Annotated in this window: 20 protein-coding genes; 12 read left to right on the top strand and 8 right to left on the bottom strand. The window is 74.6% G+C overall.

Annotated elements, in window-relative coordinates:
- Window positions 1-32: 32 nt before the first annotated feature.
- On the top strand, window positions 33-890 hold the full coding sequence (locus ACFY7H_RS29120) for a LuxR C-terminal-related transcriptional regulator (RefSeq protein ID WP_388943953.1): 858 nt from the start codon (window positions 33-35) through the stop codon (window positions 888-890).
- Here ACFY7H_RS29120 and cutA read toward each other — a convergent pair.
- Both cutA and ACFY7H_RS29110 read right to left on the bottom strand, forming a co-directional pair.
- Window positions 878-1,207 (bottom strand): divalent-cation tolerance protein CutA, encoded by a 330-nt coding sequence (cutA, locus tag ACFY7H_RS29115; RefSeq protein ID WP_388943951.1) that lies wholly within the window; start codon window positions 1,205-1,207, stop codon window positions 878-880. The genes ACFY7H_RS29120 and cutA overlap by 13 nt on opposite strands.
- A gap of 86 nt (window positions 1,208-1,293) precedes the next feature.
- Window positions 1,294-2,490: an erythromycin esterase family protein gene (locus ACFY7H_RS29110; protein ID WP_388943947.1), complete on the bottom strand. Its 1,197-nt coding sequence runs from the start codon at window positions 2,488-2,490 to the stop codon at window positions 1,294-1,296.
- Window positions 2,491-2,548: 58 nt separating this feature from the next.
- Between ACFY7H_RS29110 and ACFY7H_RS29105 the strand changes: the two genes are divergently transcribed.
- Complete coding sequence (locus ACFY7H_RS29105) at window positions 2,549-3,262, top strand: MerR family DNA-binding transcriptional regulator (protein WP_388943944.1); 714 nt, start codon at window positions 2,549-2,551, stop codon at window positions 3,260-3,262.
- 36 nt (window positions 3,263-3,298) lie between these two features.
- Here the strand turns inward: ACFY7H_RS29105 and ACFY7H_RS29100 are convergent, their stop codons facing one another.
- The 3 genes from ACFY7H_RS29100 to ACFY7H_RS29090 all read right to left on the bottom strand — a co-directional run bounded on the left by ACFY7H_RS29100 (window position 3,299) and on the right by ACFY7H_RS29090 (window position 6,541).
- Complete coding sequence (locus ACFY7H_RS29100; RefSeq protein ID WP_388943941.1) at window positions 3,299-4,258, bottom strand: DMT family transporter; 960 nt, start codon at window positions 4,256-4,258, stop codon at window positions 3,299-3,301.
- A gap of 163 nt (window positions 4,259-4,421) precedes the next feature.
- A complete protein-coding gene (locus ACFY7H_RS29095) occupies window positions 4,422-5,192 on the bottom strand; it encodes a thioesterase II family protein (RefSeq protein WP_388943938.1) in 771 nt (256 codons plus the stop codon).
- Complete coding sequence (locus ACFY7H_RS29090) at window positions 5,189-6,541, bottom strand: AMP-binding protein (protein WP_388943935.1); 1,353 nt, start codon at window positions 6,539-6,541, stop codon at window positions 5,189-5,191. Before ACFY7H_RS29090 ends, ACFY7H_RS29095 begins: the two co-directional genes overlap by 4 nt.
- 153 nt (window positions 6,542-6,694) lie before the next feature.
- On the opposite strand from ACFY7H_RS29090, the gene ACFY7H_RS29085 reads away from it, so the two are divergent.
- Window positions 6,695-6,868 (top strand): hypothetical protein, encoded by a 174-nt coding sequence (locus ACFY7H_RS29085; RefSeq protein WP_388943933.1) that lies wholly within the window; start codon window positions 6,695-6,697, stop codon window positions 6,866-6,868.
- A 51-nt stretch (window positions 6,869-6,919) separates the two neighbouring features.
- Here ACFY7H_RS29085 and gdhA read toward each other — a convergent pair whose 3' ends face one another.
- Window positions 6,920-8,269: an NADP-specific glutamate dehydrogenase gene (gene gdhA / locus ACFY7H_RS29080; RefSeq protein ID WP_388943930.1), complete on the bottom strand. Its 1,350-nt coding sequence runs from the start codon at window positions 8,267-8,269 to the stop codon at window positions 6,920-6,922.
- Window positions 8,270-8,531: 262 nt separating this feature from the next.
- Between gdhA and ACFY7H_RS29075 the strand changes: the two genes are divergently transcribed.
- The 5 genes from ACFY7H_RS29075 (at window position 8,532) to ACFY7H_RS29055 (ending at window position 16,734) form a co-directional block, all read left to right on the top strand.
- The gene (locus ACFY7H_RS29075; protein ID WP_388943927.1) at window positions 8,532-9,029 is read left to right on the top strand and encodes a DUF1772 domain-containing protein; all 498 of its coding nucleotides are present in this window, start codon (window positions 8,532-8,534) and stop codon (window positions 9,027-9,029) included.
- 368 nt (window positions 9,030-9,397) lie between these two features.
- Complete coding sequence (locus ACFY7H_RS29070) at window positions 9,398-9,865, top strand: MarR family transcriptional regulator (protein ID WP_388943924.1); 468 nt, start codon at window positions 9,398-9,400, stop codon at window positions 9,863-9,865.
- Between the two features lie 225 nt (window positions 9,866-10,090).
- Entirely contained in the window at window positions 10,091-15,334 is a 5,244-nt protein-coding gene (locus tag ACFY7H_RS29065) for an acyltransferase domain-containing protein (protein WP_388943922.1), read from the top strand.
- 242 nt (window positions 15,335-15,576) lie between these two features.
- Window positions 15,577-16,020: a nuclear transport factor 2 family protein gene (locus tag ACFY7H_RS29060; RefSeq protein ID WP_388943920.1), complete on the top strand. Its 444-nt coding sequence runs from the start codon at window positions 15,577-15,579 to the stop codon at window positions 16,018-16,020.
- 126 nt (window positions 16,021-16,146) lie between these two features.
- Entirely contained in the window at window positions 16,147-16,734 is a 588-nt protein-coding gene (locus tag ACFY7H_RS29055) for an NADPH-dependent FMN reductase (protein WP_388943917.1), read from the top strand.
- Between the two features lie 63 nt (window positions 16,735-16,797).
- On the opposite strand, the gene rfbA is transcribed toward ACFY7H_RS29055, so the two are convergent.
- Window positions 16,798-17,712 carry a glucose-1-phosphate thymidylyltransferase RfbA gene (gene rfbA / locus ACFY7H_RS29050; RefSeq protein WP_388943914.1) on the bottom strand — a complete coding sequence of 305 codons (915 nt, stop codon included), beginning with the start codon at window positions 17,710-17,712 and terminating at the stop codon, window positions 16,798-16,800.
- A gap of 280 nt (window positions 17,713-17,992) precedes the next feature.
- Here rfbA and ACFY7H_RS29045 point away from each other — a divergent pair, with 280 nt between their 5' ends.
- The 4 genes from ACFY7H_RS29045 to ACFY7H_RS29030 are packed head-to-tail and all read left to right on the top strand — an operon-like array spanning window position 17,993 to window position 21,616.
- Entirely contained in the window at window positions 17,993-19,063 is a 1,071-nt protein-coding gene (locus tag ACFY7H_RS29045) for a hydrolase (protein ID WP_388943911.1), read from the top strand.
- Between the two features lie 58 nt (window positions 19,064-19,121).
- On the top strand, window positions 19,122-19,592 hold the full coding sequence (locus ACFY7H_RS29040) for a nuclear transport factor 2 family protein (protein ID WP_388943908.1): 471 nt from the start codon (window positions 19,122-19,124) through the stop codon (window positions 19,590-19,592).
- A gap of 18 nt (window positions 19,593-19,610) precedes the next feature.
- Entirely contained in the window at window positions 19,611-20,678 is a 1,068-nt protein-coding gene (locus ACFY7H_RS29035; protein WP_388943906.1) for an LLM class flavin-dependent oxidoreductase, read from the top strand.
- Window positions 20,675-21,616, top strand: coding sequence for a 3-hydroxyacyl-CoA dehydrogenase NAD-binding domain-containing protein (locus ACFY7H_RS29030; protein ID WP_388943903.1), 942 nt, complete (start codon window positions 20,675-20,677; stop codon window positions 21,614-21,616). Before ACFY7H_RS29035 ends, ACFY7H_RS29030 begins: the two co-directional genes overlap by 4 nt.
- Window positions 21,617-21,705: 89 nt before the next feature.
- On the opposite strand, the gene ACFY7H_RS29025 is transcribed toward ACFY7H_RS29030, so the two are convergent.
- The gene (locus tag ACFY7H_RS29025; protein ID WP_388943900.1) at window positions 21,706-22,545 is read right to left on the bottom strand and encodes a BTAD domain-containing putative transcriptional regulator; all 840 of its coding nucleotides are present in this window, start codon (window positions 22,543-22,545) and stop codon (window positions 21,706-21,708) included.
- Window positions 22,546-22,636: the final 91 nt, after the last annotated feature.

Raw genomic sequence — 22,636 nt, 5'->3', positions numbered from 1 at the left:
ATGCCTGCATACCGGACAGACAGGGGTGGCAAGTGGACGTAGTCAAATACGTCAGAACCGCACAAAGCGGCGCACCTGAGGAGCTGTACTCGGCTGCGGCAGGGGAACCGCAGGCGTTCTTGCGGGAACTCGCAACGCACCTCGGCCTGCTGGCGCAGGAAGCCGCGCAGCAGGCGGCGGCACCCCCCGCCCCGGCCGCGGCGCCGCCGGCCGACGGGGAGGAGCTGGTCGGGCCCGGGGTCCGCTACCTGCACGGCCTGGGCAGCATCTCGACCGCGATCAACGACGCCCTCGCGTCGGTCCGGCGGGACATCCTCACCGCCCAGCCCGACGGGGCGCGGCCGAGCGCGGTGCTGAAGGAGGCCCTGGAATCCGTGCGGAGGCAGATCGCGGCGGGGATCGCCATGCGGACGCTGTACCAGCACACGACGAGATTCGACGAGGCGACCAAGGAATATGTCCGCACCGTAACGGAATACGGCGCTCAAGTACGGACGCTGGAAGAATTCTTCGACCGTTTGATCATTGTGGACGATGTCGCCTTCATTTCGGCAAACGAGGACCGTACCACGGCGATCTCGATTACCGAACCGACTATCGTACGATTTCTCAGAGACACGTTCGACAAGGCCTGGGACCGGGCGAAACCCTTTCCCTTCGTCCCGCTGCACGCGGCCAAGGCCGCGGACGAGGTGGTTCCGGCCATCCGCGAGTCCATCAGCCGGCTGCTCGTGGAGGGTTACTCCGACAAGGCCATCGCGCGCCGCATAGGAATCAGCGAACGCTCCCTCCAGGCCCACATCGCGGCCATCAAGCAGGACCTCGGCGCCCTGAACCGGCTCCAGCTCGGCTACCTGCTGGGCCGCAACGAAGCCACCTACGTCCTTTGACCGCTCTCCTCGGCGACCCAGGCCAGGTAGGCGGCCGATCCGCCGGCGACGGGCAGGACGATCCACTCGGGCACCTCGTAGGGATGGGTCCGCGCGACCCATTCGGCGAGGGCCGGCAGGCGGTCCCGGGTGGTCTTGTAGGAGACCCGCCACTCGGTGGCGGTCTCGACGCTCCCCTTCCACCTGTATACGGCGGTGAGGGGAGCGTCGACGTGCGCACAGGCGGCGAGCCGCTCCTCCACCGCGCCCCGGGCGAGCCCCCGCGCCCGCTCCTCGTCGTCGACGGTGGTCTGCGCGATCACGATGTCGGTCGCCACGGCTCTCCCTCTCTCCCGGTCCCGCCGACCCTAAGGGTCCCGCCCGGTCCGACGGGCGCGCGGCGCCGGGAAAGGCGGCGGGCAGGCTACGGAAGGTCCTTGACGAACACCAGCCCGTCGCTGCCGGCCAGGCGGGCGGGGTCGAAGGGGAAGTAGCCGAACCAGGCGGAGGCGCGCGGCGCGGGGGGCGGCGCGTCGCCGAACACGGCGGCCAGCCGCCGGGCGTCGACGAGGCAGCGGTCCTCCGGGAGCGCGTACAGGAGCCCTTCGAGGGAGTCCGGCTCCGGCTCCTCCACGCCCCGGTGCCGGATCGTGCCGAGGGCCGTGGGCACGAAGGCGTACTCCTCGCCGAGGCGGGCGTCCACCAGCGCACCGGCGCTCCACCACTCCAGCGGCTCCCCGCCCATCCGCATCGAACTCTTCTCGCGCTGGAGATGGGCGTTGTGGGCGTGGACGAACACCGGTCCCCGCTCGGCGAGGGCCAGCAGGTTACGGGCCATCATCTGGTCCCGGACCCCCACCAGACGGGCCATGCGGGCGGGCGAGTCGTCGGCCATCCAGTGGTGGTAGCGCAGCAGTCCCGTGGCCGTCCGCGCGTACAGGCGCGCCCGGTCCCAGCCGTCGCGCCCGGCGGCCGCGATCAGGTGCGGGGCCTGCTCCTCCACCAGCGCCGCCAAGTCGTCCGCGATCAGCCGCAGTCGGCCGGCGTCGGCCGACCTCCCCACGGACCGGGCCGGGTCCCTCATCGCGGCGGGTTCGGTCCACCGGCCGTCGGCGCCCAGCAGCCGGTCGAGGGTCTCCCCCGTGCAGGGCAGCAGGTCCGCGTCCACCCGGGCGGCGAGGTGGCCGTGGAGCGCGACCAGGGCCTGACGGGGGCTCGCGGCGCCGGTGGTCTCCAGCGGGCCGTCGAAACCGGCGAAGCGCACCCGCTCCCCGGCCGGCCGTCCCTCGTTGTGGGCGCGCATCCAGCGCACCAGCTCGCGGTTGGCCGCCGAGGCGCCCCAGCCGTGGCTGATGCCGTGCTCCACGACCTCGCCGAGGACGCCCTCGCCGGTGGTGACGTGGTCGTCCACGACGAGGCCCCTCAGGCAGTCGCTCTCGATCGCGATGGTCCGGTAGCCCTCCTCGACGAGCTGCCGGAAGAGCTCGTTGCGCAGGTGGAGCAGGGTGTCCTCGCCGTGGGTGGGCTCGCCCAGGGCGAGCAGCCGGGGCCGCTCCGGCAGCAGTCGCAGGACTGCGGCAGCGTCGACGGGATGAACGGTTTCCTTGATGCGGGTCGCCATGGCTTCAACGCTATCGTTGAACCTCCGGTTTAAACTTCTGCCGCTATTCTCGCCTCCCATGGGCCAGAACCTTAAAACCCCCCGGCAGCTGAGGCCGGTCGACCTGGCGCGTGGGCACGGTCTCTCCACCCAGGCGGTCAGGAACTACGAGGAGGCCGGCATCCTCCCGGCCGCCACCCGCTCGCCCCACGGCTACCGCGCCTACACCCCGCTGCACGCGGACGCCCTGCGCGCGTTCCTCGCCCTGGTGCCCGGTCACGGCCACCGGACGGCGGCGGCGATCATGCGGGCCGTGAACCGGGGGGCGGCCGAGGACGCCTTCCGCCTCGTCGACGAGAGCCACGCGCAGCTGCTCGAGGACCGCCGGACCCTCGGCGCCGTGGAGAGCGCCCTGCGCGACCTGGAGCCGGTCCCGCTCCCCGAGTCCGGCGGGACCTTCATCGGCCCGCTGGCGGCGAAGCTCGGGATCCGGCCCGCGACCCTGCGCAAGTGGGAGGACGCCGGGCTGGTACGCCCGCACCGCGATCCCCGTACGGGCTACCGCGTCTACGACGGGGCCGCCGTACGCGACGCCCGGCTGACCGGCCAACTCCGCCGGGGCGGTTACCTGCTGGAGCAGATCGCCCCGCTGATCGGCCGGGTGCGCGCGGCAGGCGGCGTGGAGCCCCTGGAGGCCGCCCTGCACGACTGGCACGGCCGGCTGTCCGCCCGGGGCCGGGCCCTGCTGGCCGGTGCCGCCGCACTGGACGCCTACCTCCGCGCCCGCGGATGACCGGGCGCGGCGCGCGGCCCCGCCCGGCCGGACCCGCTACTTCGCCGCCGCCGTGGCCGTGGCCGCCGTCGTCGTGCCCGCCGCCGTGGCCGCCCGCGCCGCCCGCTGGGGCCGGCGGCGCGAGACCGCGACTCCCCCGAGGCAGATCGCCCCGCCGAGCAGGGTCAGCGGGCCCGGGATCTCGTCCAGCAGCGCCCAGGCGATGAGGATCACCACGGCGGGCACCGCGTACGTCGTGGCGCCCATCTTCCCGGCGGTGGTCTTCGAGAGGGCGTACGTCCAGGTGGTGAAGGCGAGGGCGGTCGGGAAGAGGCCCAGGTAGACCATGTTGAGGGTGGCGGACAGGGGCGCCTCGGGCAACTGGCTCAGGAGCCGGCCGGCGAACGGCAGGGTGCAGACCGTGCCGACGAAGCAGCCGTACGTCGTCACCTGGAGCGGGTTCGCGTACCGCAGGGCGGGCTTCTGCCAGACCACCCCGGCGCCGTAGGCGAGGGCGGCGACCAGGCAGAGCAGCACACCGGTCAGCGACGAGGCGCCGCCCTTCGAGGTGGACATCCCCACGACGAGCGCCCCTGCGAAGGAGACGCCCATGCCGGCCAGCAGCATCGGCGGGAACCCTTCCTTCAGCATCCACCCGCTCAGCAGGGCGATGACGATGGGCCCGATGTTGACGACCATGGCGGCGGTACCGGCGTCCACCCCCTGCTCGCCCCAGTTCAGCGCCACCATGTACAGCCCGAACCACAGCACCCCGGAGGCCAGGATCCCGGGCCAGGCCTGACGCGGCGGCAGGGGCACCCGCTTGACGAGGAGTACGGCCCCCAGCGCGAGCGAAGCCGTCAGGAGCCGGCCCAGCGCGAGCGCCCCGGGACCGAAGTGCTCCGCCGAGGCACGGATGGAGACGAACGCGGAGGCCCACATCACGACGGTGACGGTGGCGGCCGCGAGGGCACGTCGGTCGATTGCGGTTCGGGAGGCACCAGCCGATTGGTCCATACGGGCCAACGTACCGGCGGGCACCGGCACTGCCCAGCAGGTCACGGGCGATCCGGCCGGGCGGCAAGAAGGCCGTCAGCGGGCCGGCAGACGGCTCTCAGCGGGCCGTCAGAACCGCCCGCGCGCGCTCGCCGCCCGGCACTCTCCGTGCACGGCTGCGGGGTCAGCCCGGCGCGGTGAACGCCGCCAGGTCCTCGGCCACCGCCCGGACCACGGCCTCGTGCTGCTCGGCCAGGTAGAAGTGCCCGCCGGGGAAGCTCCGGAAGCCGAACCCCGCCCCCGTCAGCGCCCGCCAGCCCATCGCCTCGGCCACGCTCGCCCGCGGGTCGGACTCCCCGCAGAGCACGCTGACGGGAGTGCGCAGCGGCGGCCCCGGCTCGTACCGCCAGGTCTCGACGGCCTTGTAATCGCTGCGCAGCGCCGGAAGGACCAGCGCCCGGAACTCCGGGTCCGCCAGCAGTGCCGGATCGGTGCCGGAGAGGGAGCGCACCCGGGCGAGGAGGGTGTCGTCGTCCCGCGTGTGGAGGTCCTCCTCGCGCACGATCAGCGGGGAGCGGCGCCCGGAGACGATCAGGCCGCGCGGCGTGTCGCCGGCCGCCTCCAGCCGGCGCGCCAGCTCGTAGGCGAGGACCGCCCCCATGCTGTGCCCGAACAGGACGAGGGGCCGGTCGCGCCACGGCAGGAGCGCCCGTTCCACCCCGTCGGCGAGCCCGGCGACGGTGTCCGGGATCGGCTCCCCCAGCCGCTCCTGGCGGCCGGGGTACTGGACGGTGAGCACCTCGGCGTGGGCGGCCAGGTCGCGGGAGAGCGGGAAGTAGAAGGAGGCGCTGCCGCCCGCGTGCGGGAGGACGACGAGGACCGGTACGTTTCCCGGCGGCGCCGTCGGCGGGTGGAAGCGGCGGATCCAGGGGCTCCCCTGCGCGGTGGTGCTCACAGGGCCTCCCCCGGCCGGTCCGTGAGGAGGAGCTTCTTCTGCGGTTTGCCCATGGCGTTGCGCGGGATCGCGGGGACGAAGCGGACCTCGCGCGGGCGCTTGTGCACCGACAGGTGCGCGGCGACGAAGTCGGTGAGCTCGGGTCCGGTGACCCCTTCGGCGACGACGAAGGCGACGACGCGCTGCCCGAGGTCCGCGTCCGGGACCCCGACGACGGCCGCCTCGGCGACCTTGGGGTGGTCCAGCAGGGCGTTCTCGATCTCGCCCGCCCCGATGCGGTAGCCACCGGACTTGATCATGTCGATGGAGGCCCGGCCGACGATGCGGTGGACTCCGTCCCGCGGGTCGACGGCGGCGATGTCACCCGTACGGAACCACCCGTCCTCGGTGTACGCGGCCGCGGTGGCCTCGGGGCGGCCGAGGTAGCCGGAGAACAGGGTGGGCCCGGTCAGCTGGAGTTCGCCGATCTCGGCGCCCGGCTCGGCCGCGATCCGGGTGCGGATGCCGGACAGGGGGGTGCCGACGGTGCCGGGCCGGACCTCGCCGCCCGCGCGGCCGCTGACGGTGATCAGGGTCTCGGTCATCCCGTAGCGCTCCACGGGGCGGTGGCCGGTGAGGCGCTCCAGGTCCCGGAAGACGGGCGCGGGCAGGGCGGCGCTGCCGGAGACGAGGAGACGGGCCCCGGACAGCGCGGCCGCGTGCTCCGGTTCGGCGGCGATGCGGGACCACACGGTCGGCACCCCGAAGTACAGGCTGCCCCCGGCCTCGGCGTACGCCCGCGGGGCCGGGCGGCCGGTGTGCACCAGGCGGCTGCCGGTGCGCAGGGCGCCGAGGACGCCGAGGACGAGGCCGTGCACGTGGAACAGGGGGAGCCCGTGCACCAGGGTGTCCTCGGCGCTCCACTGCCAGGCCTCGGCGAGGGCGTCGAGGTCGGCGGCGAGGGCGTCGGCGGTCAGGACCACGCCCTTGGGCGGCCCTGTGGTCCCGGAGGTGTACAGGATCAGCGCGGGGTCCTCGGGGCCGCCGCCGCGGGGCGAGGCGGCGGCGGAGCGCCGGGCAAAGTCGACGGCGGTCTCGACGGCGCCGGAGTCCCGCAGGATGTGCTCGCGTTCGGCGGGGCCGGCGTCGGGGGGCAGCGGTACGAAGGGCACCCCGGCCAGGAGCCCGCCGACGACCGCCGCCACGGTTTCGAGGGAGGCGGTCGCCGTCACGGCGAAGGCGGGGGCCCCGGCTACGTCGGCGGCCACGGCCCTCGCCGCGCCGAGCAGTTCCTCGTACGAGGCGGTGCGGCCGGCGACGCCGATGGCGTCCTCGCGGTCGCCGTACGTCCCGTCAAGCGCGGTCAGCACGCGGCAACTCCCTGTCGGTGGCGGGCGGACCCCCAGGCTACGCCGCCGCCCCCGAGGCCCGCCCGAGCGTCCCTCTACGAGGGGCTCGCGCGCGACCGGGCCCGCGCCCTCGGACCCGACCACCGCCGCACCCTGGCCGGCCGCCACCAGCACGTGCGGCACACCGCCAAGGCGGGCGACCCCGTCGCCGCCCTCGACCTGATGACCGCACTCGCGGCCGACCTCGAACGCGCGCTCGGCGTCGGCCGCCCCGACTCCGTCACCGGCCGCGAGCGGCTCGCCGAGCTGACCCGACGGGCCGCGGGACCCGGCGGCGCCCCGGCCTGACGACGGACCCGCGTCCCGTCAACGGGGACACGGGCCCTGCGGGACAGGGGGTCAGATCACGCCCTGGACCAGCATCGCGTCCGCCACGCGTTCGAAACCGGCGATGTTGGCGCCCGTGACGTAGTCGCCCGGGGCGTCGTAACGGGCGGCCGTCTCGTACGCCACCTCGTGGATCGCGCTCATGATGCCGGCCAGCTCCGACTCGACCCGGTCGCGGGTCCAGGCGGTGCGGCCCGCGTTCTGGGCCATCTCCAGGGCGCTGACCGCGACGCCTCCCGCGTTGGCGGCCTTGCCCGGGCCGAAGGCGACGCCCGCCGCCCGGAAGAGGTGGACCGCCTCGGGGGTGGTGGGCATGTTGGCGCCCTCCGCGACCGCCTTGACGCCGTTCCCGATGAGGGCGCGCGCGTCGTCGGCGCCGAGTTCGTTCTGGGTCGCGGAGGGGAACGCCACGTCGGCCGGGACCTCCCAGACCCGCCCGCCCGGCACGAAGCGGGCCGAGGGCCCGCGCCGGGCCGCGTACTCGCTGACGCGGCCCCGCTCGACCTCCTTGATCTGCCGCAGCAGCGCAAGGTCGATGCCCTTGTCGTCGACCACGTAGCCCTGGGAGTCGGAGCAGGTCAGCGGGTTGGCGCCGAGCTGCTGGAGCTTCTCGACCGTGTACAGGGCCACGTTCCCGGAACCGGAGACCACGGCCGTCAGGCCGTCCAGGGACTCGCCCCGGACCTTCAGCATCTCGGCGGCGAACAGGACGCTGCCGTAGCCGGTGGCCTCGGGCCGGATCGCGGAGCCGCCCCAGCCCTGCCCCTTGCCGGTCAGGACGCCGGCCTCCCAGCGGTTGGTGATGCGCCGGTACTGGCCGAACAGGTAACCGATCTCGCGGCCGCCGACGCCGATGTCCCCGGCCGGGACGTCGGTGTGCTCGCCGATGTGGCGGTGGAGTTCGGTCATGAAGGACTGGCAGAAGCGCATGACCTCGGCGTCGGAGCGGCCGTGCGGGTCGAAGTCGCTGCCGCCCTTGCCGCCGCCGATGCCCAGCCCGGTCAGCGCGTTCTTGAAGATCTGCTCGAAGCCGAGGAACTTCACCACGCCGATGTCCACGGACGGGTGGAAGCGCAGCCCGCCCTTGTACGGGCCGAGCGCGCTGTTGAACTCCACCCGGTAGCCGCGGTTGACGTGCACGCGCCCGTGGTCGTCCGTCCACGGCACCCTGAAGATGATCTGCCGCTCCGGTTCCAGGAGCCGCTCCACGAGCCCGGCCTCGGCGTACTCGGGGCGCGCCGCGAAGACGGGGGCCAGGGTGTCCAGGACCTCCCGTACGGCCTGGTGGAACTCGGGCTGGGCGGGGTTGCGGCGCTCGATGTCGGACCGCAGTGCGTCCAGCCTGTGCTTCGGGTCGGTCACGGTCTGATTCCTCTCCGGCGTCCTGGCGGGCGTGCGGGCCCAGCGGGAGGGTACCGCGCGCGGGGGGTGCCCCCGGAACCGGTCATCCGGCCTGTCCGGCACGTGCGTTGGGACCGTGCGATGCCACGGGTGGTGGCGTACGCGCGACCGTGGGATCGGACGGGAACGGCGCGGATCAGCAGCGCACCGGCCGGGATGGGCGAGAATCCGGCCACCGCGGGGCACGGGACGCACCCGCGGCACCTACGGGTACGGGGGGCACATGGAAACGGCACGGCTGGTGTCACTGATCGCCGCGACCATCACGACGGGCCTGGTCGGCGGCCTCTTCTACGGGTTCTCGGTGGCGGTGATGCCCGGCCTGCGCGCCTCGTCCGACCGGACGGCGGTCGAGACGATGCAGCGCGTCAACGTGGCCATCCTCAACGGCTGGTTCCTGCTGGGCTACGTCGGCTCGCTGCTGTTCACCGGGCTCGCTCTGGGCCTGCACCTGCCGGGTGACGGACGCCGCGCCCTGCTGCCGCTGGCCGGCGCGTTCGTCGCGTACGTGCTCGCGATGGCCGTCACCGCCCGGGTGAACATCCCGCTCAACAACGCCCTGGAGCAGGCCGGACCGGTGGACCGGATCACCGATCCGGCCGCCGTGCGCCGCGCGTTCGAGGAGCGGTGGGTCCGCGCGAACGTGTGGCGCACGGTCCTGTGCACGGTGGCGTTCGCGCTGCTGACGTGGGCCCTGGCCCTGCACGGCGGACACGCCTAGCCAGGTCCCGTCGCCTCCGGCCCGCGGACTGGGCCGGGGGCGGGGCCATGCGTCGTTGCCTTCAGCTGCCTGACGACGGGCCCTCGGGCCACGATGCCGAGCTCGGTGCGGGTGCGGTGGACACCCGCACCCACCTGCCCCGGGGTCATCGACGCCCCCCGCGGCGCCCTCGACACCGACCAGTGGCGCGAAGCCGGCTGGATGACCCGAGCTCTCGGCCGCGTCCGACGAGCACCCCGTACGGGGAGGGACCGGCCTCCTCACTTCCGGAAGATCACCCCTTGCCCTCAACCATGCTTGAGGTCGTACGTTTTCCACATGACCTGCATGGTGTGCAGGATCCGCGCCAGAACACCCAGGAGGCCCCCATGACGACCCAGCAGATGACCGACGCCGAACTCGCAGGGCAGCCCGCCGCGTACTGGACCGGTCTCGCCTACGAGGCGCTCATCGCGTTCACCCGGGCCCGGCAGGCCGAGAAGGGCTACACCCAGCCCCAGTTCTGGCTCCTGCGCAACCTGTCGGCCAACGACATCTCCCCCGACGGGGAGGGGATGACCCTGCCGGAACTGCGGGCGGCCATGGCCTCCTACATCCGGCCCGAGGACGATCTGGCCGCGGAGGCCGAGGTACTCCTCCAGCGCGGCTGGCTGACCCGGGACGCCGGACAGCGGCTGTGGCTCACCGAGGAGGGGGAACGGGCCCGGGTCGAGCTCGCGGCGAACGCCCCCGCGATCCGCGCCGCCCTCCACGAGGGCATCGACGACGCGGACTACGTCACCACGATGAAGGTGCTCCAGCGGCTGCTGCACAACGCGGGCGGGCCGGTCGCCTGACGGAGCGCCGGCCCCGTGACGACGCGGCTCGCCCGCGAGGGCGAGGCAGGTGTCGCCCAGGCCTCGGTGCCGCCTCGCCCGCGCGCCGAGTGCTCCTCGAGTCCTCGTCCTGCTCCGCGCCGGCGCGCGGCCGGATTCAGCCGTTCTTGAGTCCGCCTCCACCCGCTGTGAGCAGCATCTCTCCCGCATCACCTCGTGGCAGGACGGATGGGTGAGAAGAAGACGATGGCTGAAGACACGCGTGTTCCCCTCGCGGACGCCGCCGTGCCCGCCGACGGCCGGATCGCCGTCGTCGGCCTGTCCTGCCGCCTCCCGCGGGCACCGGAGCCGGGCGCCGCGTGGCGACTGCCGGACGACGGTGCCGACGCCTTCGACCCCGCCTTCTTCGGGATCTCCCCGCGCGAGGCCGCGTCGATGGGTCCGCGCCGGCGGCTGGTGCTGGAGCTGTGCTGGGAGGCCCTCGAACACGCCGGGATCGTGCCGGGGTCGCTGCGGGGCGAACGCGTCGGCGTGTTCGTCGGCGCCGTGCGCGACGAGCACACCGCCCCCTCGTACCAGAACGGCCCGGAGACCATCGGCCGCCGCACCGGCGACCTGCTGGGCCTGACCGGCCCGAGCGTCACCGTGTACACCGGCCGCGCCTCCTCGCTCGCGGCCGTGCACCTGGCCTGCGAGAGCCTGCGCGGCGGCGAGGCCGGCGTCGCCCTCGTCGGCGGGCTCGGTCCCGAACCGGTCGCCGGGCGCGCCCTCGCGGCGTCCGGGACCCGCGGGTCCGTACGCGGCGAGGGCGGTGGTGTCCTCGTCCTCAAGCCCCTCGCCCGGGCCCTGGCCGACGGCGACCGGGTGCTCGGCGTCATCGCGGCCAGCGGCGTCGACGACGCCGGGGGCGCGGCGCCGACCGCCTCCGGCCCCCGGAGCCGCGAGGACCGCGAGAGCCGCGAGGACGCGCTGCGGCGGGCCTGTGAGGGGGCCGGCGTCGACCCGCGCGGGGTCCGGTGCGTCGAACCGTACGGCGCGCTGGGCATCACGGACCTGATCGGGACGCTGATCGACTTCGGCCGGGACCGCGGCGCGCCGGCGCCGGGACCACGCGCCGGGGCTCCCGGCCGGCGGCTCGTCGCGGGCTGCGACTGCCACGTCGTCCTGGAGGAGGCACCGCGCACCGCCCCGGCCGACGAGCCCGGCGAACGCGAGGAGCCCGCGCACGCGCTGCCCTACACCGTCTCCGGCGCCACCCCGGAGGACCTGCGCGCCCAGGCCCGGCGGCTGCGGAGCTGGCTCGCCGAGCATCCGGACGCGCCGCCGCGGGCCCTCAGCCGGGCGCTCGCCACGACCCGTACGGCGTTCGAGCACCGGGCGGTGGTCGTCGCCGCGGACCGGGAGGAGCTGGCGCGGGGACTGGACGCCCTCGCCCGGGACCACCGGGCAGCCGGCCTGGTGCGGGGGACCGCGAAGGAGCCGCGGGACCTGGCCGTCCTCTTCTCCGGCCAGGGCTGCCAGCGGCCCGGGATGGGCCTCGGGCTGTACCGGGCCTTCCCGGTCTTCGCGGCCGCCTTCGACGAGGTGTGCGCCGCGCTCGGCGGCGGGGTCGGGCGCGCCGTCTTCGGCGGCGACGCCGACGCCCTGAACCGGACCGGTACCGCGCAGCCCGCCCTGTTCGCCGTCGAGGTCGCGCTCTACCGGCTCGTCGAGTCGTGGGGGGTCGTACCGAAGTTCGTCGGCGGCCACTCCGTCGGCGAGATCGCCGCCGCGCACGTGTCCGGGGTGCTGTCCCTGAAGGACGCGGCCGCGCTCGTCACCGCGCGCGGGCGGCTGATGGAGGCCCTGCCCGGGGACGGGACGATGGTCTGCGTCCGGACGGGCGAGGACGAGGTCGCCCCGCTGCTGGTCCCGGGGACCGCCGTCGCGGCCGTCAACGGGCCCCGGGACGTCGTCGTCTCCGGCGCCCGCGAAGCGGTCCGGGCCGTCGTCGGACGGCTCGCCGAACGGGACGTCAAGTCCAAGGCGCTGCGGGTCAGCCACGCCTTCCACTCGCCGCTGATGGACCCGGTGCTGGAGGAGTTCCGGCGGGCCATCGCCGGCCTGGACTTCCGGCGGCCCCGGACCGCCTTCGTGTCCGCGCTCACCGGCGGCATCGTCACCGAGGAGGTCGCGCACCCGGACTACTGGGTCCGCCACGCCCGCGAGACCGTCCGCTTCCACGACGCCGTCCGCGCCCTGGAGGCCGAGGGCGCCGGCGCCGTACTGGAGCTGGGGCCCGACGGCGCCCTCACCGCGATGGCCCGGTCCTGCCTCACCGGCCAGGGCACCGCCGTCGTGGTGCCGGCCCTCTGCCGCCGGGGCGACGAGCCCCGGGCCCTGCTCACGGCGACCGCGAGCCTGTACGCCCACGGCGCCCTCGGCCGGCTGCCGCTCGGACTCCCCGCCGGGACACCGCTGTACGGCCTGCCCACGTACGCCTTCCCGCGCGGGCGCCGCCGGCCGGGCGACGGCCCCGCCGCCCGGGCGGCGCGGTCCCCCGCCGCGGGGTCCGTCCGGACGCGGCCGGCGCCGGCCGGGCGCCAGGGGCCGTACCGGCCCGCGGAGCCGCCCGGCGCGGGCGGGGCCGACGCCTGCGGGATGACGGCGACGGGGCATCCGCTGGCGGCGTTCCGCCTGGACCTGCCCGGGGCGGGGGCCGTCCTGTTCACGGGCCTCGTCCGCGCGGACAGCCACCCCGAGTTCGCCGCGTCCGGGGGTGTCCCGGCGGAGGCTCTCGTGGAGGCCGCGCTGGCGGTGGGCGGCGCGGTCGGTGCCCCGGAGGTCGAGGAGGCCGCCGCGGAGGCGGCCCTGACCCTGCCCGGGCGGGGCGGCGTCCGGCTCCAGCTGCTGGCGGAAGCCCCGGACGGGGCGGGCCGGCGGCGGCTGACGGTGACCTCGCGGGCCGAGGACGCCGACGCGGAGGAGCCGTGGGTACGGCACCTGACGGCCGTGCTGGCCCCGGGACGGGCGCCGTCCTTCGGCCCGGCCCCGTGGCCGCCGCGGGACGCCGAGCCGCTGGAGGAGGCCGAGGAGCACCCGGCGGTGGAGCGGGCCTGGCGGCGGGGCGATGAGTTCCTCGCGGAGGTCGTACTGCCGGCCGGGCTGCACGGGCGGCCGTACGCCCTGCACCCCGCGCTGCTGGAGGCGGCGCTGCACCCGGTGGCGGCCGAGGCGGGGAACCCGCTGACGGCGGCGGCCTGGAGCGGTACGGCCCTGTACGCGACCGGGGCCGCCTCCCTGCGGGTGCGTGCCGTGCGCGGCGCGTCCGGGGTGGTGGCGCTGGAACTGGCCGACGCGGAGGGCGGGCCGGTGGCCGCGGCGACCGTGACCCTGTCCGAGGCGCCGGGCGGGCGGCCCGGACGGCCCGTCACCCCGCTGGCGGTGGTGTGGGAGCGGGCGGCCGGGGCGCCCGAGCCGGTGGGCGCGGGGCCGCGCCTGGCGCTGCTCGGTGTGCCGGGCGGCGGCGACGGCGAGTCCTCGCTGCCGGACGGCGACGGGGCACCCGCGTACGGCGGGCTGCCCGGTCTGCTGGCCGCGGCGGCGGACGGGAGCCCGCTGCCGGAGCTGGTCCTGGCCCGCCGCGCGCGGCCCGCCTCCGGCGCGGAGTGCCGCGGCGGGGGTGTGGCGGCGGCGGTGAACGAGGTGCGGGAGCTGGTCGGTGCCTGGCTCGCGGAGGAGCGGCTGGCCGGTTCGGTGCTGGCCGTGGTCACGGGCGGGGCCGAGGAGGTGCTGCCCGGGGAGGGTGTCGCCGATCTCGCCGGGGCGGCCGTACGCGGCTTCGTGCGCTCGGTGCAGGCGTGGCTCGGCGGTGCGGGAGCGGGCCGCATCGTGCTGGTGGACGTGGACGGCGGTGACGCGAGCCGCGAGGCCCTGGTGCGGGCGCTGGGCGGCGGCGAGCCGGACCTGGCCCTGCGCGACGGTGTCGCGTACGCGCGGCGCCTGGTACGGGCCGGGGCGGTGGTGCCCGGGACGGGCGCCGGCATGCCGGAGGCGGCCCGGCTCACCGGCGCCGTCGAGGGGCCGCGCGCCGAGGAGTGCGCCCGGCACCTGGTGGAGGCGCACGGCGTGCGGCTGGCCGGGCCCGGCGAGGAGGCGGCCGCGGTCGTGCACCTGACGGGTCCGGACGGGCCCTCGCTGGAGGCTTCGGTCGATGCCGCGCTCGCCCTGGAGGGGCACCCGGCCGCGCTGGCGTTCGTCACCACCGTGGGGGCGGCGCTGGGCGCGGGCGGTTCGGAGGACGCCGCGGCGCTGGGCTCGTTCCTCACCGCCCTGGCCGCCCGCCGCCGCGCGGCCGGGCTGCCCGCCGCCGTACTGGGCTGGGGCGCGGACGCCGACGGCTTCCCGGCGGGGCTCGCGTCCCCGGCCGGGGACGGCCCCGGCCTGCTGGGGCACGTGCTCGCGCGGAGCCTGACCCTGGTCGCCGCCCGCGCCGGGGCGGGCCCTCGGGGCGCCGCCGGGGCTCCGGTGCCGGCGCTGCTGCGGAGCCTGGTCACCGAGCGGCCGCGCCGGGCCGCCAACCGGGGTGCGGGCGGCGGGCTTTCGCCGCGCGAGCGGCTCGCGGCGCTGCTCGCGGAGCAGGGCCCGGCGGCGGGCGGACCCGAGCCGTCCGCCGGGGCCGGGCAGTCCGCCGGGGCCGGCACCGACACCGGGGGCACGCTCGCGGGGCTGCTGCGCGGGGCGCACGCGCAGGGCCGTACCGCCGAGGGCGCGGCGCTGCTGATGGCGGCGGCCGAGCTGCTGCCCGGCTACGACTCCCGGTCCGGGGTGCAACGCTGGCCGGCTCCGGCGCGGCTGGCGTCCGGGCGGGAGGGGGCGGCCGGGCTGTTCGCGTTCCCCTCGCTGGGCGCGGCGTCGGGCCCGCACGAGTTCCTCGCGCTGGCGGCGGCCCTGGACGGGCGGCGGGGTCTGACGGTGCTCGCGCACCCGGGCTTCGCGGGTGACGCGGTGCTGCCGCGCGGCCGGCAGGCGCTGGTACGGGCGCAGGCGGAGGCGGTGGCCGAGGCGGCGGGCACCGCGCGGCCGGTGCTGCTGGGGCACTCCTCCGGCGGGTGGGTCGCGCACGCGGTGGCCCGGGAGCTGCTGGAGATCGGCCGTGAGGCGGCGGCGGTGGTGCTCCTCGACACGTACGCGCGGGGCGAGAACCGGCACGGCCTGGCGGTGCTGACGGAGCGTCTGCTGGACCCGGACGGCCCGCCGGGGCTGCCCGACGACGCGCGGCTGCTTGCGATGGGCGGTCACCTGCGGGTGTTCGCCGACTGGACGCCCGAGCCGGCGTCGGCGCCGACGCTGCTGGTGCGCGCCTCGGCGTCCGCAGCCTCGGCCGTGGGCGGCTGGGAGTACGCGGACCACCTCGCGGAGGTGGACGGCGACCACTTCTCGCTGCTGGGCGCGGACGCGGCCGCCGTCGCGGACACCGTGGACCGCTGGCTGCGGGAGATGACCGGCTGAGGGCGGCGTCCCGGCCGGGCCGGTGGCCGGCCGTGTCCGTTCCGCACGTGACGCACGCGCGGAACCGCCGGCCTCCGCAGGAGCGCGTCGCGCCGGCCCGCCTGGGGGCCAGGCGGTGCGACGCGGTCGTACGCCGGTCGAGCGGATCTCCAGCGGTACCGGGGACCGTGGGACACCCACGCCGCCGAGCCGCCGTGCGGGGGCATCCGCGGCGGCGTTCGCCCCTGTGAGGAAGCGTCCCGATGAGCACCGAACCCATGACCCGGCCATCCGCCGGAGAGGACTACGTCTCCGCGGAGCTGTACGCGCGGATCCAGCAGTTCTACGCCGGCCAGATGGCGATGATGGACGACGGGCGGGCCGAGGAGTGGGCCGCCACGTTCACCGAGGACGCGGTCTTCCCGCCCTCGGTCACCAGCCGGGCGGGGCGTGCCGACTCGGCCCGGGCGCACGCCGAGAAGCTCCTCCGGGAGAAGACCGACCTGCGCCACTGGCTCGGCATGCTCGACGTGCGCCCGCAGCCGGACGGCAGCCTGCACGCGCGCGCGTACGTGCTGACCGCGCGCACGGTGCGCGGCGAGGAGCTGCGGATCACGGCGAGCGTGGTGTGCCGCGACCGCCTGGTCGAGGAGGACGGCCGGTGGCGGGTAAGCGAACGGACCCTGCGGCGTGACGGGGCTGCCTGACCGCCCCTCGCGGCACCGGGCTTGACCTCGACTCGGCTTGAGGTTCTACGTTCTGACGTGGGGCCCGGCCGCGGCGCACCGCACCGCCCTTTCCCGACGCATTCCCTGTTGAAATGAGGTACCACGATGTCCGGCAACCCGCTCAAGGTGGGCGTTCTGGTCGGCAGCGTCCGCACCGGCCGCTTCGCCGACAAGGTCACGGACTGGTTCGTCTCCGAGGCCGGCCGCCGCGATGACATGGAGATCCACGTCATCGACCTGTCGGAGCCGGCGCTCGTCGAGGAGCTGAAGCTGAACCTCGACCCGCTGGGCACCCCCGGGGAGGCTCCCGCCCTGGCCTCCCGGATCGAGGGGCTCGACGCGTACGTCGTCATCACGCCGGAGTACAACCACGGTTACCCGGCTTCGCTGAAGCTGGCCGTCGACTACGTGTACAGCGGCTGGCGCGCCAAGCCGGTCGGCTTCGTCTCGTACGGCGGCATGGCGGGCGGCCTGCGTGCCGTGGAGCAGCTGCGGCAGGTCTTCGCCGAGCTGCACGCCGTCACCATGCGGGACACCGTGAGCTTCCACAACGCGTGGGAGCGGTTCGGCGAGGACGGCCGGCCGCACGACGAGGACGGCAGCTCGAAGGCCGCCACCGTGCTCCTGGACCAGCTGGCCTGGTGGGGCGTCACCCTGCGGGACGGCCGCGAGGCGCGCCCGTACGAGGGCTGACCGCTCCGCGCGGACGGCCGGGGCCCGGTGGACAATGACCGTCCGCCGGGCCCCGGCCGCGTCTCAGGCCCGGGCCAGCGAGCCGGAGCGCCTCTCGGGCGGGGTGTCGCGCAGCGAGTCGGCGACCTCCATGACGTAGCGCCCGTACCCGGACTTCCCGAGGAGGGTCCCGAGCCGGTGGCACTGCTCGGGGTCGATGAAGCCCATGCGCAGGGCGACTTCCTCGACGCAGGCGATGCGCATGCCCTGGCGGCGTTCCAGGGTCTGGATGTACTGCCCCGCGTCGAGCAGTGAGTCGTGGGTGCCGGTGTCCAGCCAGGTGAAGCCGCGGCCGAGGTCCACCAGGCCCGCCTTGCCCCGGGCCAGGTACTCCAGGTTGACGTCGGTGATCTCCAGCTCGCCGCGGGGCGAGGGCTTCAGGGCGCGGGCGATGGAGACCACGTCGTTGTCGTAGAAGTACAGGCCCGTGATGGCGCGGTTGGAGCGGGGCTCGGCCGGTTTCTCCTCCAGGGAGATCAGGCGTCCTTCCTCGTCGGCCTCGCCGACTCCGTACCGCTCCGGGTCGCGCACCGGGTAGCCGAACAGCAGGGCGCCTTCGGTGTGCGGCATGTACTGCTGGAGCAGCCGGGCGAAACCGGGACCGTGGAAGATGTTGTCGCCGAGGACCAGGGCGACGGAGTCGTCCCCGATGTGGTCCGCGCCGATGGTGAAGGCCTCCGCGAGGCCGCGCGGCTCGTCCTGCTCGGCGTAGGAGAGGGTGAGGCCGAGCGCGCTGCCGTCGCCGAGGACCGTGCGGAACTGCGGCAGGTCGCGGGGGGACGAGATGATCAGGATGTCGCGGATGCCGGCGAGCATCAGCACCGACAGCGGGTAGTAGATCATCGGCTTGTCGTAGACGGGCAGCAGCTGCTTGGACACCCCCAGGGTGATGGGGTGCAGCCGGGTGCCGCTGCCTCCGGCCAGGATGATTCCCTTCACTGCTCGCCACCTCATGTCGTCTCGGCTTCGTGGCCGCACGGGCCCGCGGCCGCCCAAGGCTGCCGGGCGCCGGTCGAGGACGGGTCGAGGCGGGCCGGGACGGTGTCCGCCGCCTCGGCCGTCGAGCGCCTTTCCAGCGGCGCTGGATCCGCCGCCGCCAGGGTGACTCCGTTGCCACCGGATGGCGCGCCGCCACGAACGAGCGAGGAAAGTGGTACTGATGCCGAGCTTCCCGTCATCGGACACGGATCTGCATGTCAGAGCACAGGAGTTGGCTTCCGTGGCCGTCCGGTACGCGGAGCGGGCCGACGCCGATCGCGCGCTGTCGCGCACCGTGTCCGACGGGATCGTCGACGCCGGCTTCGCCGGGCACTTCGTGCCCGCCCGCTGGGGCGGGCGGGACGGCACCGCGACCGAGCTGCTGCACGCCGTCTCCGCCCTCGCGCAGGGCTGCACCTCGGCCGCCTGGTGCGCCTCGGTCATCGCCGGTGCCGGCCGGATGGGCGCCTTCCTCCCGGAGGAGGGGCAGCAGGAGCTGTGGGCCAAGGGCGCGGACACCGCCGTGGTGGGCGCGCTGATGCCGCGCGGCACCGCCACCGCGGTCACCGGCGGCTGGCGGGTGTCCGGGGAGTGGGACTTCACGAGCGGGGTCGGCTTCTCCGACTGGGCCCTGGTGTGCGCGCTGGTTCCGCAGGACGGCGCGCAGGTTCCGTGGTTCTTCGCGCTGCCCCGCCAGGAGTACCGGGTGGCCGACACCTGGACCTCGATCGGCATGCGCGGCACCGGCAGCAACACCCTGGTGGCCGACAACGTGTTCGTGCCGGCCCACCGGGGTTTCACCCGGCAGGACATGATCGAGGGCCGGAGCGTCGGTTCGGACGCCCGCTGCCACACCGCCCCGCTGCGCCTGCTGAGCGGGCTGCTCTTCGGCGCCCCCGCGCTGGGCGCGGCCCGCGCCGCCCTGCGCGTATGGGCCGAGGACTGCCGGACGGGTGCGGAGGAGGAGGCCCTCGGTCTCCGTACGGCCGCTTCCCGCGCGGTGATCGCCGTCGATGCCGCCGAGTTGCTGCTGGAGCGTGCCGCCCGCGTCGCCGACGCTCCCACGGCGACGGCGCTCGAGCTGGTGCGCAACCCGGCCGACTGCGCGTACGCCGTCGAGCAGTCGGTGGAGGTCGTCGAGCGGCTGCTGCGCGCGTCCGGCAGCTCCGGCCAGCTCGCCGCCCACCCGATGCAGCGGATCTGGCGCGACGTGCACAGCCTCGCGAGCCATGTGGCGCTGCGGTTCGATCCGGCCGCCGGCGCCTACGGGTCGCGGCTGTTGTCCTCCACCGCCGGGCTCGGCGCCCCATGACCCAGACGACGACGCAAGCGATGCCGGCACGCCGGCTGATCCAGGAAAGGCAGCTCGTATGAGCGACTCCACCCCCAGCACCCCGCGCACCGCGGCGGAGCCCTTCGTCTCCGCCGAGCTCTACACGCAGGTGCAGCAGTTCTACGCCCGGCAAATGGGTCTCCTCGACGACGGCTTCCCCGACGCGTGGGCGGAGACGTTCACCGAGGACGCCGTCTTCCAGGAGGCGAGCCGTCTGGACGAGCCCCTGCGCGGCCGCGTCGCCATCCGGGACTCCTCCCGGGCCCGCAAGAAGCGGCTCGAGGCCGACAAGATCGACTTCCGGCACTGGCTGGGGATGCTCGACGTGCGCCCGCAGGCGGACGGCTCTCTGCACGCCCGCAGTTACGCGCTGGCGATGCGTACGAGGACCGGCGGCGAGCTCGACATCTTCGCCAGTGTCGTGTGCCACGACCGCCTGGTCCTCGTCGACGGCACCTGGAAGGTCGCCGAGCGGGACCTCCACCACGACGGCTCCGGCCGCGACTGACGAGGCTGAGGAGCTTTCGTGAAATTCGGGATCGTCTTCTTCCCCACTGTCGGCCCCGCCGACAAGTCCGCCCAGCAGTACTTCGACGAGGCGCTGCGCCTCGTCGACCTCGCGGAGGAGCTGGGCTTCGACCACGTGAAGATGGTGGAGCACTACTTCTTCTCGTACGGGGGCTACAGCCCCGACCCGGTCACCTTCCTCGCCGCCGCGGCGGGCCGTACCAAGCGCGTGCGGCTGGGGACCAGTGCCACCATTCCCGCCTTCCAGCACCCGGTGAAGCTGGCCGGCAAGCTGGCGATGCTGGACAACATCTCGAACGGCCGGGTCGACGCCGCGTTCGGGCGGGCGTTCCTGCCGGACGAGTTCAAGGCGTTCGGCATCGACATCGACGAGTCGAAGGACCGTTTCGTCGAGGGCGTCGAGGCCATCAAGCGGCTGTGGACCGAGGAGAACGTGGTCTTCGACGGCCGGTTCCACCAGTTCGGCCCGGTCACGCTGCTGCCGCGGCCGGTGCAGGCCCCGCACCCGCCGGTGTTCGTGACCACCGCGCGCAGCGCCGAGTCCTGTGCCGAGGCGGGCCGCAACGGCCACAACCTGCAGACCGTGCCGAACGTCATGTCCACCGAGGAGCTGCAGAGCCGGCTGGCGCTGTACCGCGCCGAGTGGGCCGCCTCCGGCCGCACGCCCGGCACGGAGCAGATCCACTTCAGCTACCCCTGCGTGGTCTCCGAGGACGGCGAGGAGGCCCGCGTCAAGGGCCGTCTCGACGACGACCGCAACTCGGCGGCCATCCGGGACGCCGTCGCGTCCTGGGGCACCACCCGTTCCGAGGCCTATCCGGGCTACGAGAAGCTGGTGGAGGCCACCAGGACCTCCCACTTCGAGAGCAAGATGGAGCAGCAGAAGCTGCTCATCGGTGCCCCCGACCAGGTACGGGCGCAGCTCGAGCAGATCTCCGAGTGGTTCGGTGACGACATCACCATCAGCCTCGGCGTGCACTCGGGCCACCTGTCCTTCGAGGACGCGGCCACCACGATGCGGCTGATGGCCGAGCAGGTCATCCCGAAGCTGGGGGCGGGCGCGTGAGCCAGGACGAGCGCGTCGTCACGGTCATCGGTGCGGGAACGATCGGGCTGGGCTGGATCGCCCTGTTCCTGGGCCACGGGCTCAACGTACGGGTCAACAGCCGGCGCGAGGACGCCCCGCGGATCGTGGCCGAGGGCCTGGAGCTGTTCGGGCCGTACCTGCCGGAGGGCAGCGCGGACCCGGCCGGCTTCGCCGAGCGGCTCAGCTTCGAGCCGGACCTGGAACGGGCGGTGGCGGACGCCGACGTCATCGTCGAGAACGCTCCCGAGAACCTGGAGCTGAAACAGGAGCTGTACGAGCGGATCGGCAAGGCGGCCCCGGCCTCCGCGCTGCTCCTGTCGTCCACCTCCACCCTGAACCCGGACGACATGGGCGCCCGGATGGCCGACTCCAGCCGACTGGTCGTGGGGCACCCCTTCAACCCGCCGCACGTGGTGCCGCTGGTGGAGGTCGTGGCCGGCGAGCGCACCTCCGCGCGGGCGGTGGAGGAGGCCGTCGCCTTCTTCACGTCGGTCAGCCGCAAGCCCGTCGTCCTGCACAAGCCGATCATGGCGTTCGCCGCGAACCGGCTCCAGTCGGCGCTGCTGCGCGAGTCGGTGCACCTGGTGCGCGAGGGCGTCGTCACGCTGGAGGAGCTCGACCAGGTGGTCACCCACTCCATCGGGCTGCGCTGGGCCACCGTGGGGCCGTTCCTCGCCTTCCACCTGGGCGGCGGCCAGGGCGGCCTGCGCAAGTGGCTGGGCACGCTCGGCTCCAACCTGGAGCGCGGCTGGGAGGGGCTCGGCCGTCCCCCGATGGACGACGAGACCATACGCTCGCTCATCGAGCAGGCCGAGGCGGCGTACGGTTCGAAGACGTACGAGGAGCACGTGCGGGAGCGGGACGCCAAGCAGACGGCGATCCTGCGCTCCCTCGCCGAGGTGAACGACCGGGCGTGACCCGCGCGGGGGCGTGACCCGCGCGGCACACGGAAGAGTCCCGGTACGGCCCGACAGGCCGTACCGGGACTCTTCCGTGTCCGGGGACGTCAGGCGCCCGACGGGGCGGCCGTGCGCGGCCGGCCGGCGGCGCCGTCCTCGGCGGGGACCCGGGCGGCGGGGGGCGAGGCCTGCGGGACGGGGCTGAGGAGGCGGGCCTGAAGCTGCTTGAGCTCCAGGGAGGGCTCCAGGCCCAGTTCGTCGGCGAGCAGCCGGCGTACGTCCTGGTAGGCCTGGAGGGCTTCGGCGCGCCGACCCGCCGCGCCGAGGGCGCCGATGAGCTGGCTGTGGAACCACTCGTTGAGCGGGTACTGGTTGATCAGCTTCCGCAGCTCCGGAATGGACTCGCGGTGCCAGCCGAGCTGCTCCTCACAGGCGATGCGGATCTCGAACGCCCGGATGCGCAGCTCCTCCAGGTGCACGATGTGCCCGGCGAGCAGGTCGCCCGCGGGGAAGTTCGACAGGGCCGGCCCGCGCCAGAGGTCGAGCGCCTCGCGCACCGTCCGCAGCGCGGTGAGCGGGTCCCCCTGGCTCAGCTCTCCGCGCGCCTGGGAGACGAGCCCCTCGAATATCCGGATGTCCGTCTCGGAATCGTCGACACGGATCGCATAACCGGGCGGGCTGGTGATGATCAGTGGGCGGTCCGCCGGTACCAGCCGTTCGTTCACGAACATCCGGCGTGCGTGGTAGATGTACGTCTGCAGCGTCGTCACGGCGCTGCGCGGCGGTTTTTCGCCCCACAGTTCCCGTATGAGCGCGTCGGCCGTGACGATTTCGTTGGGTCTCGTGAGCAGCAGGGCCAACGTCTGGCAGACCTTGGGGGTTCCCGGGCGGTAGGCCCTGCCGTCGTCCGTGACGATCTCAAAGGGTCCAATGAGATTGAAACGCATGGATGGTAGCTCCTCGTCAGCAAGACAGCGGCAATTTCCGAACGGTCATCGACGGAGTTTGGAATGCGATAGGCAGTCCGCCTGAGTTATA

Origin of the sequence: Streptomyces sp. NPDC012794, from assembly GCF_042901085.1 — a bacterium.
Lineage (GTDB): Bacteria > Actinomycetota > Actinomycetes > Streptomycetales > Streptomycetaceae > Streptomyces.
The sequence above is the reverse complement of the archived record's forward strand: the minus strand, read 5'-3'. Positions and strand labels throughout refer to the sequence as shown.

Excerpts from the sequence above, each read along its gene's own strand:
- ACFY7H_RS29110 (WP_388943947.1), bottom strand. The coding sequence starts at position 2,490 with ATGGCGACCCGCATCAAGGAAACCGTTCATCCCGTCGACGCTGCCGCA.
- ACFY7H_RS29105 (WP_388943944.1), top strand. The coding sequence starts at position 2,549 with ATGGGCCAGAACCTTAAAACCCCCCGGCAGCTGAGGCCGGTCGACCTG.
- ACFY7H_RS29100 (WP_388943941.1), bottom strand. The coding sequence starts at position 4,258 with ATGGACCAATCGGCTGGTGCCTCCCGAACCGCAATCGACCGACGTGCC.
- ACFY7H_RS29075 (WP_388943927.1), top strand. The coding sequence starts at position 8,532 with ATGGAAACGGCACGGCTGGTGTCACTGATCGCCGCGACCATCACGACG.
- ACFY7H_RS29070 (WP_388943924.1), top strand. The coding sequence starts at position 9,398 with ATGACGACCCAGCAGATGACCGACGCCGAACTCGCAGGGCAGCCCGCC.
- ACFY7H_RS29065 (WP_388943922.1), top strand. The coding sequence starts at position 10,091 with ATGGCTGAAGACACGCGTGTTCCCCTCGCGGACGCCGCCGTGCCCGCC.
- ACFY7H_RS29060 (WP_388943920.1), top strand. The coding sequence starts at position 15,577 with ATGAGCACCGAACCCATGACCCGGCCATCCGCCGGAGAGGACTACGTC.
- ACFY7H_RS29055 (WP_388943917.1), top strand. The coding sequence starts at position 16,147 with ATGTCCGGCAACCCGCTCAAGGTGGGCGTTCTGGTCGGCAGCGTCCGC.
- ACFY7H_RS29040 (WP_388943908.1), top strand. The coding sequence starts at position 19,122 with ATGAGCGACTCCACCCCCAGCACCCCGCGCACCGCGGCGGAGCCCTTC.
- ACFY7H_RS29025 (WP_388943900.1), bottom strand. The coding sequence starts at position 22,545 with ATGCGTTTCAATCTCATTGGACCCTTTGAGATCGTCACGGACGACGGC.